Origin of the sequence: Paracoccus sp. MC1862 (assembly GCF_016617715.1) — a bacterium.
GTDB lineage: Bacteria > Pseudomonadota > Alphaproteobacteria > Rhodobacterales > Rhodobacteraceae > Paracoccus.
In genome coordinates this window covers 317,330-335,913 of record NZ_CP067225.1, presented here as the reverse complement: position 1 = coordinate 335,913, position 18,584 = coordinate 317,330, and the positions used below count along the sequence as shown (strand labels likewise).

Sequence of the window (18,584 nt, the reverse complement as noted above, 5' to 3'; positions counted from 1 at the left end):
TGCGGCCGGAAGGGAGACCTTCCGGCCGCTCGCCATTCAAGCTGAGGAATTACCACATGCAGCCGATTGCCACCGCCCCCAGTCGCGCCCAGCAGGTCTACAATGCCATTCGCGACAGCATATGCGATGGCAAGATGACCCCCGGCACCCATCTGGTGCAAGAGGAACTGGCGGCAGCACTGGGAGTATCGCGCCAGCCCGTGCAGCAGGCCTTGCTGCTGCTGAAGAACGAGCGACTGGTGGTCGAGCTTGGCGCGCGCGGCCTTTATGTGGCGCCGCTGAACGCCAATGACGTGATTCACCACTACCAGATCCGCATTGTGCTGGATCAGCTGGCCGCCCGATTGGTGACAGAGCGCACTGCCGCCTCGCCAGCCTTCGCCCTTGAGCTTGCCCGACGGGGCGAGGCGATCTTGTCCGAAGGCGAGGCCGCACGGAACCGCAGCAATGCGTCTGATGCTGTAAGCCACGACGTGCAGTTCCATTCCTTTATCTACGAGATGTCGGGCAATCCCTTCATTGCAGACACTGCCGCTGCTCACTGGAATTATCTGCGCCGGGTGATGGTCGCGGTCCTTCTGCACGCCGAGCGGGGCGAGATCGTCTGGCGCCAACACCGCGACATCCTCGACGCGCTGCTGGCAGGCGATGCGGCAGCCTCGGAACGGCTGGCGGCAGAACATGTGCTCGGCGCACAGGACGCCCTATTGCGCACTCTGGCCGAACGCGAGTTCTGAGCAGACGATCCGCTTTGCTTTCTTCGATGTCGCGCGAATCAGTTGACAGAAGTCTGTACGTTTAACATTCTGAATTCCGAATTCAGGATGCGGGAGGAGAAATGCACCTGAACCTCTCAACGGGATTTCCGATGGCCTGTGCATTGATGCTGAGCGCGGCCCTGCCGCCTCGGGCGTCAGCCCAACAAGCAGCACCTGCCCCAGCTGCGACCGCCGCCGCTCCGATCCTGCCGACAGCGGGCCCGCCGGCCGGGACGGACACGGCCGCCCCAACTGAGCCCGTCGCCCTGCCCGAGGGCGTCACCCCCGAGATGATGGCGGATGGCGAAAAGCTGTTCTTCCAGAACTGCCGGCGCTGTCACGGGATGCGCGGCAAGGCGGGCGTTCCCCTGTCGGGCAACGAGAATATCGCCGATGCGGCCTATATCGCTTCGATCATCATCAACGGGCGCGGCTACATGCCACCCTTGGGCGAGCATCTCAGCGACGAGCAGATCGCCCTGATTGCCACTTTCGCCCGCAACAGCTGGGGCAATGCTTACGGGCACGTCATCCCGCAGGACGTCAAGGACATGCGTTAGGCCTTCCCGCGGCCTGCAGGACACATGGGAGGAGGAACCCAGATGCACGGACTGCTTCGTTCGGTTTCGCTGATCGCGCTGGTGCTGGCAGGCCCGGCGGCGGCCGAAATCGCCGACTACAGCCCCGTTACCGCCGAGCGCCTGACCCAGCCCGAGGAACGGAACTGGCTGCAATCGCGCCGCACCTATGACGGCCATGGCCACAGCCCACTGACCCAGATCACCAAAGACAATGTCGCCCAGCTGACGCAGGTATGGAGCCATCCGACCGGTCCTTACCGCCCCGCGCCCGAGTTCACTGCCCTGCCCGCCAGTGGCGCGCATCAGGCAGCGGCCATCGTCAATGACGGCGTCATGTTCATGACGACCCATGACAACCAGGTCATCGCCATGGACGCCAAGACTGGCGGGGAACACTGGCGTTACCAGCATCCGATCCCCGAGGATCTGGTGCCGATCCATCCCGCGAACCGTGGCGTCGCCCTGTGGGACGACAAGGTCTTCACCACCACCCAGGATGCAATGGTCGTCGCGCTGGACGCGAAGACCGGCGAGCCTCTGTGGTCGCAGACCATGGCCGACTGGATGGAGGGCTATTATTCCACCCTCGCGCCACTGGTCGTGGACGGCAGGGTGATGGCCGGGGTTTCCGGAGGGGAACTTGGCATCCGCGGCTTTGTCCAAGCCTTCGACGCCGGGACGGGCAATCCGCTGTGGAAGACCTACACTATCCCCGCGCCGGGCGAGCCGGGCAGCGAGACATGGCCGGGCGACACATGGCAGAACGGCGGCGGCCCGGTCTGGATCACCGGCAACTACGACCCCGAAGCGAAGCTGGCCTATTGGGGCGTCGGCAACGCTGCGCCCTGGGTGGGCGCGCTGAGGCCGGGCGACAACCTTTATACCGCCTCGACCATCGGCCTGAACCCCGAGAACGGCGCCATCGCCACCCATTTCCAGTATCACTGGAACGACACCTGGGACTGGGACGAGGTCGTGCCGCCGACCCTGATCGACCTTCAGGGCGAGAATGGCGACACCCAGAAACTGGCCGTCCGCTTCGCCCGAAACGGCTATATCTACAAGCTCGACCGTTCGGACGGGAAGCTGTCCTTCATCGAAGGCAAGCCCTATGTCTATCAGAACGCATTTACCGGGCTCAATCCCGAGACAGGGCGTCCCGAGTACAACCAAGAGAACCTGCCCGAACTGGGCAAGCGGGTCGAGTTCTGTCCCTCGGCCTGGGGCGGGCGCGACTGGCCGGCGGACTCCTATGACCCGGCGACCGGAACGCTGTTCATCTCGGTAAACGAGAACCATTGCGGCGCAATGGAAGGGGCGCCGGTCGAATACGAGCCGGGTGTGCTCTATCTCGGCTCCGGGCTTGAGATGACGCCCACCGAGGCTGCCAAGGAGCACATCGGCGCGGTCCAAGCCTGGGACATCCGCACGCTGGAAAAGAAGTGGCAGGTGAACTTCAAGTCGCCGAACTGGGGGCCGATCCTGTCCACCGCCGGGGGCGTGGTCTTCCTGGGCGGCACCAACGACGCAATGTTCCGCGCGTTGGATGCGGAAACCGGGGCCGAGCTGTGGTCGGTCAAGCTGGACGGCGGGGTAGTTGCGCCGCCCACCAGCTTCGAGGTGGACGGCAAACAGCATATCGCCATTACCACCGGCTGGGGCGTCGATGCTGAGCGCTTCCAAAGCTTCATCGACCAGGCCTGGGGCACCAAGACCGAGGTTTCTCAGGGCGGCACCGTCTATGTCTTCGCATTGCCCTGAACCAAAAGGGGACAAGGGCAATGCGCGCAGCATGGGCGATATTGGGGATGGCAGGGCTGCTGGCCCTGCCGTCCCTTGCCGGGGCCTGGACCCTGTCTGTCTGCAGGGCGCCGGATGCGGCGCCCTACACCCGCGCGGACGAAACTGGCATTGACGACCGCGTGGCCGCGATCCTCGCGGATGCAATGGGGGCCGAGTTGCAATTTGTCACCTTGCCCGACCGCCGCAGCCGCACGCTGCGCCGCATCATGCACGCCGGCGGCTGCGACGTGGCGATCAGCATCCCAGACAAGAGCGAGGGGTTCCAGACCTCGCAGGTCTATTACGCCACGGGCTTTGTCTTCATGACACATAACGGCGGGGCCGCGCTGCCGGCCTCGCTAGATGACCCGGCGCTGAAATCGCTGTGGATCGGGGTCGCCGGCGATCCGCGGCATCCGATCCCGCCGGTCATGGCCTTGGCCAAGCGCGGGTTGGCGGGGCAGTTGCGCTATTTCCCGCAGGCCCGGCTGGACGATGCCGGGACCGACGGGATGGTGCAGGCCCTTGCGGCGGGAGAGATCGACCTCGCCATTCTCTGGGGACCGACCGCCGCCTCGCTCGCGGGGCACGAGGCGGAACTGCGTTTCACGCTGGTCACGCCCGAGATCGACCTGCCGGTGCTGCCCATGGTCGCCATGTTCACCATCGGTGTGCGCTACGGGGACATCGCCTTTCGCAACGACATCAACCGCGCGCTGAGCGAGCGCTGGGACGAGATCCAGGCCGTGCTGGAGGACGCAGGCATCCCGACCCGTCCCGTCACCAAGCGCAGCGCGGCTCATCTCGCGGAGACTGAGTGATGCGCGTCCCTCTCCTGACCCGGCGGCAGGCCCTGATGGCCGCGCTGGCGGCAGGAGTCGCCGCGCCGGCGCTGGCCCGGGCGACCCGCCCCGCACTGCGGGTGGGCGCGATCCTGCCCTTGGCCGGGCGCGGCCTGCCGCTGGTCGGCGTCAATCTGTCCTTCCCGGCCGAAGCCGCCCGCAAGGGCCTGCTGATCACCAGCGACGATCTCGAGCGCGCAACGCCCATGGGTACCGAGCCGCACCGCCTGCTGCTGGCCAACGCGCCTGAAGCGGCCTCGGCCCGCCGCGCGGCTGAGCGGCTGGTCGAGCGCGACCGCGCGACGGTGCTGATCGGCGGCTTTTCGGCCAAGGATGCGCGCGCCATCGGCGCGGTCGCGCGGGATGCGGGCGCCCTGTTTATCAACATCGCCGCGCCTGCGGATGGGCTGCGAGCTGAGTTCTGCGGCGGGCGCACCCTGCATCTCGAGGCACCTGCCAGCACCTATCTGTCGGCGCTATCGGAGCTTTACCGCGGCCAAGGCAGGAACCGCTGGCATTTGATCCACCAGGATGACTCCGCCCATGTGGACCTGCTGGCGCAGGCGCAAGCGGATCTGCGCCGCGCGGGGGCGGAGGTCACGGGCACCAGCATTGTCAGCCGGGACTCCACCCTGTTCCGCTCGGCGTTGTCGGATCTGCAGGACAGTGGCGCCGAGGCGGTGCTGCTGCTGACCGACTGGCTGGTGCAACTGAACCTGCTTGCCACTGCCGAGGGAGAGGGCGCAACCGTGCCGATCACCGGCTTTCCCTGGGCCGCGACTCAGACGCGCGAGTTCTACAACCGTTGCCGCCAGCTTGCGCCCAACGTGGGTGGAGCACCTCGTCTCGCCCTGTGGGAAGCACGGCTCGACACGGCCGAGGCCGCCGCCCTCAACGCCGACTTCCTCGCCCGCTGGCGGATCCCGATGGACCCCTCGGCCTGGGCGGCACAGACGGCCCTGCGACTGGTAGCCGAGGCGACCGAGGCTACCGGCAGCACGAGCGGGACCGACCTTGCCGCCTGGCTCTCCGATCCTGTGCAGAGGCCCTCCATCGGCAAGGACACCGTCTTCAATCCGAGCGATGGTCAATTGCGCCAGCCGCTCTATGCCGTGCGAGTCAACCCGGCCGCGACGAAAGAACTGACCCCGCAGGCGATCACCGAATGGGCTGAGTTGCTGGCCCAACTGAACCCGGCTCCCGCCCCGACGGGCAAGTGCGGATCACCTGCGCAATCAGGATAGCAGAAGCCGCATTTCATCTGCGGCGCGAACCGAAGGAAGCCCCCATCAGGGGGCAAGGAGGAGATATGAGGCAGTTGCTGACTTTGGGCGGCCTGCTCGACGCGCAGGCCCGCATGGCGCCCGACCGCTTGGGCGCTCGCGACCTGGAACGTGCGCTGACCTTCGGGCAGTGGAACGCCCGCGCCCGCAGGCTGGCCAATGCGCTGACGGGACTCGGACTAGTCAAGGGCGATCGGGTGGCAGTTCTCGCCTACAACCGCCTAGAATGGGCGGAGATCTATGCCGCCTGCGCCAAGGCCGGGCTGATCGCAGTGCCGATAAACTTCCGCCTCGCCCCTATCGAGATACGCTTCATCATCGAGGACGCGGGCGCCGCCTGCGTGGTGGCCGAGGACTCGCTTTACGGGATGATCGAGGAAGTGCGATCCGACCTGCCGATCCCCACAAACCGTTTCATCCATTTCGGCACCGAGGCGCCGCCTGCGGGCTGGCAGTCCTACGAGGACCTGATCGCCCGCGCCTCGGACAGCGCGCCTGCGGTGGCTGTGGCCGACAGCGACCCTTGGGCGCTGATGTATACCTCAGGCACCACCGGCAAGCCCAAGGGGGTGATCCGCAGCCATCGCGGCATGACGCTGGTGTCGCTTGTGACGCAGGTTGAGCTGTCCATCGGCCGCAACGACGACGCGCTGCTGGTCATGCCGATGTGCCATGCGAATTCGCTGAACTTTTTCTGCTCCTTCGCCCATTGCGGGGGGGTCAACACGATCTATTCGCGCCCCAGCTTCGACCCCGAGCACGCGCTGTCGGTGATGGAGAAGATCGGGTCCACCTTCACCTCGTTGGTTCCGACCCACTACATCATGATGCTGGCCGCGCAGACATCGGGCCGCAACCGCGACCTTGGCGCGATGCGGAAGATGATGATCTCATCCGCCCCCGCCCGCGCCGACACCAAGCGCGCGGTGATGGAGATGTTCCCGAACTCGGGTCTGTTCGAGCTTTACGGATCGTCCGAGGCGGGCTGGGTCACGATGCTGCACCCCGACGAGCAATTCACCAACCTAGGCACCGTGGGCCGCGAATGCATCGGCTCGGCCCCGGTCCGTCTGCTGGACGACGACGGCAACGAGGTGCCGGACGGCATGGCGGGCGAGCTTTATTCCTCGACACCCTATACCTTCGACGGCTACTGGAACCAGCCTGGCAAGACCGCCGAGGCCTTCCGGGGCGACTATTGCACCGTGGGCGACATGGCCCTGCGGGACGAGCAGGGCTTCATCCGCCTAATCGACCGCAAGAAGAACATGATCATCTCGGGCGGCGAGAACATCTATCCGTCCGAGATCGAGGCGGCGCTGGGTGCCTGCCCCGCCGTCCGCGACGTGGCGGTGATCGGCCTGCCGGACGAGAAATGGGGCGAGCGGGTCCATGCCGTGGTCGTCCTGCATGACGGCGTGGGCATCTCGGAACGCGAGTTGATCGGCTGGTGCGAGGACCGCATCGCCCGCTTCAAGCTACCCCGCAGCGTCAGCTTCGTATCCGACGACGAGATACCGCGCACCGCCACCGGCAAGATCCAGCACCGGCTGCTGCGCGACCGGCTGACGGAACGGACGGCGGCTGCATGACGGGGCAGGTTGATGATTGACAAAGCCGGCCTAGCCAGAAATTCTGAATTCAGAATTCTGAATTACACTTTAGGAGAGAGCGTTGATTCGCAGGCGGTCCCATGCGGGCCGCGGCATTCATGAAGGCAGCGGCACGGTGCCGCCAGCACCGCAGGGGTCGCCTTTTGGGAGGAGATGCAAGGAGATGACGCAGGTCACAGTCGCAGTGCTGGTCGCACGGACGCTGAAGGCGCGCGGGGTTGAACGGGTCTTCGCGCTCTGCGGAGGGCATATCATGCCAATGTGGATGGCGCTGGACGCCGAGGGGATCGAGATCGTCGATGTCCGCGACGAACGCGCGGCGGTGATGATGGCCCATGCCTCGGCCGCCGTCAGCGGCAGGCTGGGGGTGGCGATGGTCACGGCCGGGCCGGGCGTTACCAATGCCATGACGGGGATCGCCAACGCCCATGTCTCGCGCATCCCGGTGCTGGTGATCTCGGGCCTGCCGCCGCGCCCGCAGGAGAACCGCGGCGCGCTGCAGGACATGGTCCATGTCGATCTGCTGCGCTCGCTGACGCGCTATGCTCGCACGCTGCGGCATGTGACGTCGGTTGCGCGCGAACTCGACGCGGCCATCGCGGCGGCGCAGGGACAGGCAGGCGAGGCGGGGCCGAGCTACATCGACCTGCCGGTGGACCTGCAGCGCGAAGCCGTGCCGCCGGTGCTGCTGGCCGGCGAGCACCTGAAGGGGGGCGCCCGCCCGCGCGTGACCCCCCTGCCCGCCGATCTGGACGCTGCCGCCGACATGATCGCGCGGGCCTCGCGCGTGCTGGTCATCTCGGGGCGGGGGGCGAACGGGGCCGGGGCGGAACTGGCCGACTTCCTGTCGGCCTCGGGCGCGGCCTATCTGGACACGGGAGAATCCAAGGGCATCGTGCCGGCCGACCACCCTTCGCATATCGCGGCGATGCGGGGGGCGGCGATGAAGCAGGCCGATCTGGTCATCACCTTGGGCCGCAAGCTCGACTTCCAGCTTGCCTATGGCTCGCCCGCGGTCTTCGGAAGCGCGGCCTTCCTGCGGATTTCCGACCAGCCGGCGGAACTGTCCGACAACCGGCTGGGCGACCTCGGGCTGGCCGGGGACATCCCCTTGACCCTTTCCGCGCTGACCGAACGGCTGTCACAGCGCGAGCTGACCGGAGGCCGCGACTGGCTGGCCGAGATGGCCCAGGGCCACCGGACGCGGGCCGAGGCGATGCAAGCGAAGATGGAATCCGCCGCACCCGGTCCCGACGGCCGCATCAACCCGAACCGCCTGCTGGCCGAGATCCGCCGTAGGCTCGACCCCGAGGCCATCGTCATCGCCGATGGGGGCGACATCCTCAGCTTCGCCCGCGTGGCGCTGGAGGGGCAGACCTACCTCGACCCCGGTCCCTTGGGCTGCATCGGCATCGCCACGGCCTTTGCCGTGGGCGCGGCCAAGGCGGCGCCGGGGCGGCAGGTGGTCGCGGTCACGGGCGACGGCTCGTTCGGCTTCACGGCGATGGAGATCGACACCGCCGTGCGCCACCGTGCGCCTGCGCTGATCGTCATCAGCAACAACGGGTCGTGGGCAATCGAGGTCCGCGACCAGCAGGAAAGCTTCGGCCGCGTTGTCGGCACGCGGCTGCAATATGCCGACCATGCCGCCATGGCCCGCGCCTTTGGGATGCAGGCTTGGCGGCTGACCACTCATGACGAGATCGGCCCCGCGCTGGATCAGGCGCTGGCGGTGGTGCGCGGCGGGGCGCCCGCGCTGATCGACGCCGTGACCAGCCCCGAGATCGCGTCCTCGGACAGCAAGTCGGGGCTGGCCTGGGTGCCCGACCATCAGGCGCTGGAGGCTTGGGACACGGCCGAACGGAAATGGCTGGCTTCCTCACCTGAGGAGTGAGGGCGTCAGCCGCATAAGCGATCAAGGGAGGAGAACCATGAATATCGCACGAAACTTGACCCGCGCATTTGCACTGGCTGTAGGTCTGGCGCTGCCGCTGGCTGCCGCCGCGCAGGAGGTCACGCTGAGGCTGGCCCATGTCTTCCCCGAGCAAAGCTCGGTCGGGGAAGCGGCGCTCCAATTCGCGGAACTCGCCAGGGAACGCAGCGAGGGCCGCATCGAGGTGCAGGTCTTCCCGGCGGGCCAGCTCGGCGGCGACGAGGCCATCGGGCGCGAGTTGTCGCGCGGCACGATCCAACTGACCTTCGTCAACCCGAACTCGATGGTAGGGATCGACCCGCTCTTCGACTTCCACATCCTGCCCTTCGTGGCGCAAAGCTACGAGGAAGCCGACCGCATCTATTACGGCGAGCCGAACGTCCTGCACCGCACGCTGAACGAAACGATGGAGCGGCACGGGCTGGTGAACCTGGGCTATTTCGAGAACGACTTCCGCGCCATCTCGAACTCGCGCCATCCGGTGGCCTCGGTCGCCGACCTGCAGGGCCTCAAGATGCGGGTGGTGCCCTCGCAGTCGCTGAAGCTGCTGTTCGAAAAGGCGGGCGTGCAGGTCGTCACCCTGCCCTTCCCGGAAATTTTCACCGCTCTGCAGCAGGGCGCCGTGGACGGGCAGGAGAACGGCGTCATCCTGATCGACCAGGCGCGCTTCTTCGAGGCGCAGAAATACGTCACCCTGTCGAACCATTCCTATGTCATGTCCAGCATCGCCGGCAGCAAGCGGGCGCTGGACCGGCTGTCGCCCGAGGACCAGGCGCTTCTGGCCGCCATCGGCGACGAGGTCGGCAAGTGGCAGGTCCAGCGCAACCGCGAGAACGTGGCAGCCGCGCTCGAACATATCCGTGCGGCGGGGCTGGAAGTGACCGAGCTGTCGCCCGAAGCCGTGGCCGAGTTCCGCGCGGTTGCCGATCAGGTCTGGGCGGAACTGACCCCCGTCTATGGCGAGGAGCGGATGGCCGAGTTGCGGACGCTCATCAATGGTTGAGAGCGGCGCAATGGCAATGAACCCCATGCCTGAGGCCGGGCCGCTTGTCTGGTTCCGCCGGATGCAGTCCGTCGAGCGGCGGATCGTGGTTGCCGAAAAGGTGGTCTGCGGGCTGGCGATGCTGGTCATGGCGCTGGCCACGATGGCCTCGGTCGTGGTCCGCAACTTCGGGCTGGCGCTGCCGAACTATTCCGAGATTGGGCTTGCGGCGCTTGCGCCGCTGACCCTGATCGGCGGCGCGCTTTGCACCTATCTGGGCAGCCACATCTCGGTCGAGATCGTCCATGCAGTGGGCGGGCCGCGCATCCGCCGGGTGGCCGCGGTCATCACCGCCATCGGCATCCTGGCCTTCGCCGCCATCTATTTCCGCAGCGGCTGGATCCTGATGCAGGAGTTTCGCATGACGGGCGACAAGCTCTTGGACCTCGGCACGCCACTGTGGCCGCTGGCGGCGCTGTTTCCGGTAGGCATGGCGCTGATGGCCTTCCACGTGGTCATGCAGATGATCGCAATGGTGGTTGACCGCACCGAAGGGGGAAGCACGGCATGATCCTTGTCCTGTTCGGCTTCCTGCTGATCGGCCTGCCGGTCGGCATCGCCTTTTCGCTGTTCATCCTGATCCAGCCGGACCGCTGGAATGTCTCGCTCGACTATGCCGCGCAGACGACGCTGGACGCGCTGCTGGTCTATCCCTTCCTCGCCATCCCGCTGTTCATGCTGGGGGGCGAGCTGATGACCCAGGGCGGGCTGACCCGGCAACTGGTCGGCGTCAGCAAGCGGCTGATGGCGCGCGTCCCGGCCTCGATGGGCCATATCATGATCGGCGCCAGTGCCATGATGGGGGCGGTCACGGGATCGTCGGTGGCCGCCGTCGCCGCCATCGGCCGGGCGCTTGGCCCCGAGATGCTGCAGCGCGGCTACAAGCCGGGCTATGTGGGCGCGCTGAATGCCTCGGCCGGGCTTCTGGGGGTGCTTCTGCCGCCGTCGATCCCGCTGATCCTCTACGGCTCGGCGGTGGGCGCGTCGATCACCCAGCTTTTCCTGGCCACGCTGCTGCCGGGGCTGATCTTCATCGTCGCGATCATGATCGTCCACGCCCTGCGCGCCCGCCATGTCCTCGACGGCGGCATCGAACACGAGGCGCCATCGTCCGCCCCCGTGCGGTCCTTCGCGGCCGAGTTCACCTCGGCACTGCCCGCGCTGTTCATGCCGATCCTGGTGCTGGGAGGCATCTACACCGGCATCTTCACCCCAACCGAAGCCGCGGGGGTCGCGGCGGTCTATGCGCTTCTCTACATTCTGATCTCGCGCTCGGCCGGATCGCGGCAACTGGGCGACGCCTTTGTGCGCGCGGCGGTCAGCGCGGCGGCGGTGATGTTCATCATCGGCTTCACCACCATCTTCAACCGTGCCCTGACGCTGGAGCAGATCCCACAGGACCTTGCCAGTTTTGCGGTCGGGCTGACAGAGAATCCGCTGATGTTCCTGCTGCTGGTGAACCTGGCGCTGCTGGTCGTCGGCATGTTCATGGAAACCAGCGCCGCGATCCTGCTGATGGGACCGCTGCTGGCGCCGGCCGCCGCCCGTTATGGCATCGACCCGATCCATTTCGGCATCGTCGTCGTCATCAATATCGAGATCGGCCTGCTGACCCCGCCGCTTGCAGCCAACCTCTACGTGGCCTCGCTGACGAACCGCATTCCCATCATGGCGCTTCTGCGGCAGATCGGGTGGTTCCTGCTGGCCTGCCTGATCATGCTGGCGGCGATCACCTATGTGCCCGGCATCGCGCTATGGTACCACATCCTGCCGGGATACTGACGTGAAGAAGGACCTTTCCATGCCCCCCAGAACCATTCTCGTGACTGGTGCGTCGAGCGGTCTGGGGGCGCATTTTGCTTCTGTTCTTGCGGGTGACGGGGCGCGGGTTGTTCTGGCCGCCCGCAGCGAGGGGAAGATCGCGGCGCAGGTCGATGCGATCCGGGCTTCGGGCGGGGATGCGCAGGCGGTGGCGCTGGACGTGGCGGATGCGGCGTCTGTCGCGGCCGCTTTCGCGCAGGTCGCCGGACGCATCGACGTGGTGGTGAACAACGCCGGCATCACCGCGACAGCGCCCGCGATCGACACCGACCCGGAGGAGTTCGGCGCCGTGCTGGACACCAACGTCAAGGGTGTCTTCCACGTGGCGCAGGCGGCGGCGCGGCGGATGCGCGACACGGGCGGCGGCGCCATCGTCAACGTAGCCTCGATCCTCGGCTTCCGGGTGGCGGGCAATGTCGCGGCCTATGCCGCCTCCAAGGCCGCCGTGGTGCAGTTGACGCAGGCGCTGGCGCTGGAATGGGCGCGCTACGGCATCCGTGTGAACGCGCTCTGCCCCGGTTATATCGAGACGGCCCTGAACCGCGACTTCTTCGCGACCGAACCGGGCCAGACGCTGATCCGGCGCATCCCGCAACGCAGGCTCGGGCAGCTTGGCGACCTCGACGCGCCCCTGCGGCTGCTTTGCTCCGACGGGGCGCGCTACATGACCGGATCGTCCATCGTCGTCGATGGCGGCCATCTCTGTTCCAGCCTGTGAGGGTTCCCCATGGATTTCACCATTCCGCCGCGCATCGAGGATTACCGCCGCCGCATCGCCCGCTTCGTCGAGGACGAGCTGCTGCCGCTGGAGGAGGACCGCGCGAACTACGACGCGCACGAGAACATCCGCCTTGATGTGCTTGAGGTGATGCGGGACAAGGCGAAAGCCGAGGGGCTGTGGTGCCTGCAACTCAAGCAGGAAACCGGCGGGCAGGGTCTTGGCAAGATCGGCATGGCGGTCTGCTACGAGGAGATGAACCGCTCGATCTTCGGCCCCGTGGTGTTCAACTCGGCCGCGCCCGACGACGGCAACATGATGGTGCTGGAAAAGGCCGGCACGCCCGAACAGAAGGCGCGCTGGCTGCAGCCCATTGTGGATGGCCGCGTCCGGTCGGCCTTCGTGATGACCGAACCCCATCCCGGCTCGGGCTCGGACCCCGGCGGCATGATGCTGACGACTGCCACGCGGCAGGGCGACAGCTATGTGATCCGCGGCCGCAAGTGGTTCATCACCGGGGCCGAGGACGCGGGGCATTTCATGCTGATCGCGCGCACCTCGGAGGACCCGCGCAAGGGGCTGAGCGCCTTCCTGTTCCACCGCGACACCCCCGGCTGGCGGATCGAGCGGCGCATCCCGATCATGGGGCCCGAGGAACACGGCGGCCATTGCGAGCTGGTTTTCGAGGACATGGAGATCCCCGCCGAGAACCTTCTGCTGAACGAGGGCGACGGTCTGAAGCTGACGCAGATGCGGCTGGGGCCGGCGCGGCTGACCCACTGCATGCGCTGGCTGGGGCTGTCGAAGCGCTGCGTCGAGATCGCCACCACCTATGCCCATGAACGCTTCGCCTTCGGCGAGCGGCTGTCGAACCGCGAAAGCATCCGCATCATGCTGGGCGATCTCGCCATGCAGATCGAGGTGGGCCGCCTGCTGGTGATGAAGGCCGCCTGGGCGCTGGATCAGGGAAGCTATGCCCGGAAAGAGGTCTCGATGGCCAAGGTCCATGTGGCGAACCTGCTGCACAAGGCCGCCGACACCGCGATCCAGATCAACGGGGCGCGCGGCTATTCCAAGGACACGCCGCTGGAATGGATCTACCGCTACGCCCGCCAGGCGCGGCTGGTCGATGGCGCGGACGAGGTCCACAAGATGGTTCTCAGCCGCAACCTCGATGCCGAGGGGCGGGGGTTCTGGTCCTGGCCGGTCGAGGGGGATGAGGCATGAGCGAGGTCACGCCCGAACGGCTCAATCCCTTCCTGGCCCAGCACTTCGGCCCCGGCGAGACGCACCTTTCGCGCATCGGCGGGGGCCAGTCGAACCCGACCTTCATCGTCGATCACGGCGCCCGCCGCATGGTGCTGCGCAAGCAGCCCGCGGGGGAAATCCTCAAGGGCGCCCATGCCATCGACCGCGAGTTCCGGGTGATGCGGGCGCTTGAGGACACCGATGTGCCGGTGCCCCGCGCGCTGCTGTTCCACGAGGACGCCGCGCTGCTGGGCACACCCTTCTACCTGATGGACTTCGTCGAGGGCCGGGTCTTCTCCGACGGCCGCCTGCCTGACCTCTCCCCGGCCGAACGGCGCGAGGTCTACCTGTCGATGGTCCGCACTCTTGCCCGGCTTCACCGGGTCCGGCCGGACGAGATCGGCCTGTCGGACTTCGGCCGCCCCGGCGACTACTTCGCCCGCCAGATCCACCGCTGGACCAGCCAGCTCGAGGCCTCCTCCTTCGCGGAGGACAGGGTGCTGCTGGCGCTGTCGGAACGGCTGGCCGAACTGCAGCCGCCCGACGACGGGCTGTCCTCCATCGCCCATGGCGACTTCCGGCTGGGCAACATGCTCATTCACCCGACCGAGCCCCGCGTGATCGCCGTCCTCGACTGGGAACTGTCCACCATCGGCCATCCGCTGGCCGACCTCGGCTTCGCCGCCATGCCCTTCCACACCAGCCCGGACGAATACGGCGGCATCCTCGGCGCCGAAACCGAGGGCATCCCCACCGAGGCCGGGTTCTTCGAAGCCTACCGCGAGGTCCACCCCGAGGTTCCCCCGCCCCAAGCCTTCCACATCGCCTTTGCGCTCTTCAGCTTCGCGGTGATCTTCACGGGCATCGCCGACCGCGCCGCCCAGGGCACCGCCGCCGACCCCGAGGCCGCCCGCTACGCCCCGCTGGCGGGCCGCTTCGCCCAAAGAGCCTGGGAGGTGCTGGGAGAAACGCCGCCGACGGGGTGACATGTTCGACTACATCGAACGCTCTTCTACAATCCGCAGCGCCGCCACACCAAGCTGGACTATCTTAGCGCGGCTGCTCACCAAAGCTTGCCGATCGCAGCCGCAGTACGCGCGAGTCGCTGCTGTCGTCAACAGGCAGACCCGAGCACGACTAGGCGGGCATGGTCCGTAAAGGGACCCGCCGCCGTTACCGGGCAGGGTCAGGAAAGCGGCCCCGAAAATCAGCGGCACCAGGGAAGTGCTGTCGAAATCTGGACCGGTTCCGTGATGCGGCCGTGTTCCGGCGCTGGGTGAACCCCTCGGGCTGGACCACATCGCGCCATCCGAACTAAGAGCATCTAACAAAACCTTCTGATCTGGTTGAGGCAGATGAGGGCGCAGCCGAGCAGGACGAAGTCCTCGTGGATGTCGGCGCGCTGCTCGTAGCGGATGATCAGGCGGCGGAACCGGTTGAGCCAAGCCAACGTTCGCTCGACGACCCGGTGGTGCCTGCCCAGCCTTTCGCTGTGGTCCATGCCTCGCCGGGCGATGCGGGGCATGATCCTGCGCTTTCGGCATCCGCTCCGGCAGCGATGCTGATCATAGGTCTTGTCGGCGTGAAGCTTGCCGAGGCGCTTGCGCGGACGACCGTGCCCATGGCGCACGCCCGGCAAGGCGTCCAGGGTGAGTGCCATCATCCGGCTGTCGCGCCGGTTAACCGGGCTCAGGCGCACCCCGAGCGGAGTGCCTTTGCGGTCGACCACAGACAAGCGCTTCGTGCCCGGTTCGGCCCGCGATCCGTCGGGTTCGGGCCGGTCTCGGCACCCCCTTTTCGCCGGCACGGCGGCGCTGTCAAGGGACGCGCGGCTCCAGTCCAGATACCCGGCGTCCGACAACTGCTCAAGCAGCACGCGATGGAGCCTTGGTCCAGATGCCCGCTGTCTGCCAGTCACGCAGCCTGCGCCAGCAGGTCATGCCGGAGCAGCCGAACTCGCGAGGGTCACATTTCCCAGGGGATGCCGGATCGCAGAACGAAGATGATGCCGGCCAAGGCCAGGCGATCATCGCATCGCGGGCGGCCGCCCTTTGGGCTTCGGCCGCTCCCTTGGCAGAAGCGGCGAAAGCGCCGCCCATGGATCATCGGAGACAAGGGGCTTGCTCATGGCCCGTCAACGCATGAGCAGCGGTTGTGTTAGGTGCTCTCAGGAGGCCGTTCCACTTCATCAACAGCAGGACGAGCAAGGCGCTACGCGCCACATGCCAATCCGGTGTGGCCGCAACTTCATGACCTGTCATCCCAGAGCCACATTCGCCCGCTAGGCCGATACCAGCTGCGGCCTCGTCATGGCCGGTCGCGATTCTCAGCAAGTCGAGCCAGGAACGTGCTCATGACCGAGCAAGATACTTCCCGCCATGTTTTCCCGCCAGCGCGCTGGAAGAGGCCGACGGCCCCGGCCGGAACCCGACGAACAACCGCACGATGGGCGAGATCATCGCTGCCCGGTTCTCGCGTCGCGGCTTCCTGATGGGCTCGATGGCCGCGACAGCGATCTGGGCCACGGTCAGCCCGATGGCGATGTTCGCCGCCGGCGAGGCGCAGGCGCAGGATGCCGCGGCGGGCTCGGTCTTCGACTTCCCCGAGATTGTGGCCGGGGTGGACCGCGACCACCATGCCGCCGAGGGCTATGACGCCGACATCCTGCTGTGCTGGGGTGACGAGGTCTTCGCCGACGCGCCCGACTTCGACCCGCTGAACCAGACGGAGGCCGCGCAGGAACGGCAGTTTGGCTATAACAACGACTTCATGGGCTTCATCCCGCCGGAGGGCGCCGACGACCACGGGCTGCTGGTGGTCAACCACGAATACACCGACCCGCACCTGATGTTCCCCGGCATCGGGACCGTCACCGACGGCAAGATCGCGATTTCCGAGGCCGACGAGAACCGCGTCAACATCAAGATGGCCGCGCATGGCGGCACCGTTATCGAGATCCGCAGGGTGGACGGCAAATGGCAGCCGGTGCTGGACGGCAGGCTGAACCGTTGCATCACCGCCAAGACGCCGATGCGGATCAGCGGCCCCGCCGCCGGGCACCCGCGCCTGCAGACCAACGCCGACCCGACCGGGCGCGAGGTGCTGGGCACCATCAACAACTGCGCAGGCGGCGTGACGCCCTGAGGCACCTACATCATGACCGAGGAAAACATCCACGGCTATTTCGAGCGTTCTGCCCGAGGGCCATCGCGAGGCCGCGAACTACGACCGCCTCGGCCTTCCCGCCGATGCCTATGACTGGGGCCGGTTCCACGAGCACTTCGACGTGTCGAAGGAACCCAACGAACCCAATGCTTCGGCTGGATCGTCGAGGTGGACGTGAACGACCCTGATTCGGTGCCGAGAAAGCGGACGGCCCTTGGCCGCTTCAAGCACGAGGGCGCGGAAAGCGCGGTGGCGCCGGATGGCGGGGTGGTCTTCTACCTCGGCGACGACGAGCGGTTCGACTATGTCTACAAGTTCGTGACGGCCGGCAAGTTCAACCCCGACGACCGCGCCGCCAACATGGACCTGCTGGACGGGGGCACCCTGTATGTCGCCCGCTTCGACGAGGACGGCACCGTGGCTTGGCTGCCGCTGACCCACGGCGAAGGCCCGCTGACCGCCGAAAGCGGCTTCGAGAGCCAGGCCGACGTGATGATCGAGACGCGCCGCGCCGCCGACCTGCTGGGCGCGACCCCGATGGACCGCCCCGAGGACATCGAGCCGAACCCGGATACCGGCCGCGCCTATGTCATGCTGACCAACAACACCCGGCGCGAAGAGGCGAATGCAGCCAACCCGCGCGTCAACATCGCCTTCGGACATATCATCGAGATCATCCAGGACAATGCCGACCTCGCCGCCACCAGCGGCAAGTGGGAAGTGCTGCTTCAGTGCGGCGATCCCTCGGTGGCGGAAGTCGGCGCGACCTTCTCGACCGCGACGACCGGGAACGGCTGGTTCGGCATGCCCGAAAACTGCGCCATCGACAGCGACGGGCGGCTCTGGGTCTCGACCGACGGCAACAACCCGACGGCCACCGGGCGCACCGACGGGTTGTGAGCAGTGGACATCGAGGGACCGGCGCGCGGCACGTCACGCCTGTTCTACCGCGTGCCGGTCGGTGCCAAGATGTGCGGCCCCTGCCCGACCCCCGACCTTTCCACCTTCTTCCTTGCGGTCCAGCACCCGGGCGACGGAGGCAAGGACTGGGAAGGCCACGGCCGCCCCTCCTACTACGAGGACCTGTCCACCCGCTGGCCCGACTTCGACGATGCCATGCCGGTCCGCCCGGCCGTGGTCGCGATCACCCGGCAGGGCGGCGGCAGGATCGGCTGAACCTGCAAGGGCCACGATGACGAAAGGGGCGGCCCGCCGGCCGCCCTTGCCGTTCTGACCGGGGTCACGACGACTTGCACGTCGAGGATGACACCGGCAAACGTTCGGATCTGCCGAGCTGGCCAGACGGGAACGCGGCTACCGGCTGACGGCGCCGCCGCCTGCCAGCCTGGCTACACGCTCCTGCAGCTTTTCCTTGTCGCAGTCCAAGGTGGTTTCCTCGATCTGCTGGCTAACGCGGGGCTTGATCTCGGCCTTCTCACCGGCGCCATCGACGATGGTGGTGTTGTCCTTGCTGATCGAAGTCCGCATGGCACGCCCGAGCATGTCGATGCCGACATTATCCAGCTTCATGCCCAGGTCCGCGCTGATCACCTGGCCGCCAGTCAGGACGGCGCCTGCCGCGCAGCAGCCTCGTTGGGTGGCCCATTCAAATCTGATGCATCGTTGGCCTGACGGCTATGGCCGCGAGAGTTCGCGAACGCCTTGCGCAGGATCCCGCCACCGACACGCTACCTCTGCGGTAGCGACATCAAGGCGTCACACTCGTCGGTCATCGCTGCTGCTGCCTTGCCTTTGGAACCCCCCGGAACAGGCGCGACGACGCGAGAGAAGCCGGAAC

14 protein-coding genes and 2 pseudogenes are annotated in these 18,584 nt (G+C 66.9%); 14 read left to right on the top strand and 2 right to left on the bottom strand.

Translation table 11 applies throughout. The features are described 5' to 3' along the window. Positions 1–56 precede the first annotated feature (56 nt). From JGR78_RS01665 to JGR78_RS01605, 13 genes are all read left to right on the top strand, one after another. On the top strand, positions 57–737 hold the full coding sequence (locus JGR78_RS01665) for a GntR family transcriptional regulator (protein ID WP_182793563.1): 681 nt from the start codon (positions 57–59) through the stop codon (positions 735–737). A 131-nt stretch (positions 738–868) separates the two neighbouring features. Then, positions 869–1,318 (top strand): cytochrome c, encoded by a 450-nt coding sequence (locus JGR78_RS01660; RefSeq protein WP_182793564.1) that lies wholly within the window; start codon positions 869–871, stop codon positions 1,316–1,318. A gap of 42 nt (positions 1,319–1,360) precedes the next feature. After that, complete coding sequence (locus JGR78_RS01655; protein ID WP_182793565.1) at positions 1,361–3,100, top strand: PQQ-dependent dehydrogenase, methanol/ethanol family; 1,740 nt, start codon at positions 1,361–1,363, stop codon at positions 3,098–3,100. 20 nt (positions 3,101–3,120) lie between these two features. Beyond that, entirely contained in the window at positions 3,121–3,942 is an 822-nt protein-coding gene (locus JGR78_RS01650) for a transporter substrate-binding domain-containing protein (RefSeq protein ID WP_182793566.1), read from the top strand. Continuing rightward, positions 3,942–5,207, top strand: a complete 1,266-nt coding sequence (locus JGR78_RS01645; RefSeq protein ID WP_182793567.1) for an ABC transporter substrate-binding protein — start codon at positions 3,942–3,944, stop codon at positions 5,205–5,207. Before JGR78_RS01650 ends, JGR78_RS01645 begins: the two co-directional genes overlap by 1 nt. Positions 5,208–5,272: 65 nt before the next feature. Next, a complete protein-coding gene (locus JGR78_RS01640; RefSeq protein WP_182793568.1) occupies positions 5,273–6,838 on the top strand; it encodes a class I adenylate-forming enzyme family protein in 1,566 nt (521 codons plus the stop codon). Between the two features lie 184 nt (positions 6,839–7,022). Continuing rightward, positions 7,023–8,753: a thiamine pyrophosphate-binding protein gene (locus JGR78_RS01635; protein WP_182805939.1), complete on the top strand. Its 1,731-nt coding sequence runs from the start codon at positions 7,023–7,025 to the stop codon at positions 8,751–8,753. Between the two features lie 37 nt (positions 8,754–8,790). Next, a complete protein-coding gene (locus tag JGR78_RS01630) occupies positions 8,791–9,795 on the top strand; it encodes a TRAP transporter substrate-binding protein (protein ID WP_182805940.1) in 1,005 nt (334 codons plus the stop codon). A 25-nt stretch (positions 9,796–9,820) separates the two neighbouring features. Then, positions 9,821–10,345, top strand: a complete 525-nt coding sequence (locus tag JGR78_RS01625; protein ID WP_182793571.1) for a TRAP transporter small permease — start codon at positions 9,821–9,823, stop codon at positions 10,343–10,345. Continuing rightward, positions 10,342–11,616: a TRAP transporter large permease gene (locus tag JGR78_RS01620; RefSeq protein WP_182793572.1), complete on the top strand. Its 1,275-nt coding sequence runs from the start codon at positions 10,342–10,344 to the stop codon at positions 11,614–11,616. Before JGR78_RS01625 ends, JGR78_RS01620 begins: the two co-directional genes overlap by 4 nt. Before the next feature lie 19 nt (positions 11,617–11,635). Further along, the gene (locus JGR78_RS01615; protein WP_182804185.1) at positions 11,636–12,373 is read left to right on the top strand and encodes an SDR family NAD(P)-dependent oxidoreductase; all 738 of its coding nucleotides are present in this window, start codon (positions 11,636–11,638) and stop codon (positions 12,371–12,373) included. Between the two features lie 9 nt (positions 12,374–12,382). Next, positions 12,383–13,600, top strand: a complete 1,218-nt coding sequence (locus JGR78_RS01610; RefSeq protein WP_182791804.1) for an acyl-CoA dehydrogenase family protein — start codon at positions 12,383–12,385, stop codon at positions 13,598–13,600. Next, entirely contained in the window at positions 13,597–14,607 is a 1,011-nt protein-coding gene (locus tag JGR78_RS01605; protein ID WP_200559402.1) for a phosphotransferase family protein, read from the top strand. Before JGR78_RS01610 ends, JGR78_RS01605 begins: the two co-directional genes overlap by 4 nt. A 338-nt stretch (positions 14,608–14,945) precedes the next feature. On the opposite strand, the gene JGR78_RS01600 is transcribed toward JGR78_RS01605, so the two are convergent. After that, a complete protein-coding gene (locus JGR78_RS01600) occupies positions 14,946–15,497 on the bottom strand; it encodes an IS5 family transposase (RefSeq protein ID WP_370576548.1) in 552 nt (183 codons plus the stop codon). Positions 15,498–16,066: 569 nt separating this feature from the next. On the opposite strand from JGR78_RS01600, the pseudogene JGR78_RS18535 reads away from it, so the two are divergent. After that, a pseudogene (locus JGR78_RS18535) lies at positions 16,067–17,962 on the top strand (PhoX family phosphatase). A gap of 141 nt (positions 17,963–18,103) precedes the next feature. Here the strand turns inward: JGR78_RS18535 and groEL are convergent. Beyond that, positions 18,104–18,358 (bottom strand): annotated as a pseudogene (gene groEL / locus JGR78_RS01590) (chaperonin GroEL); the annotation flags it as partial. Between the last annotated feature and the right edge of the window lie 226 nt (positions 18,359–18,584).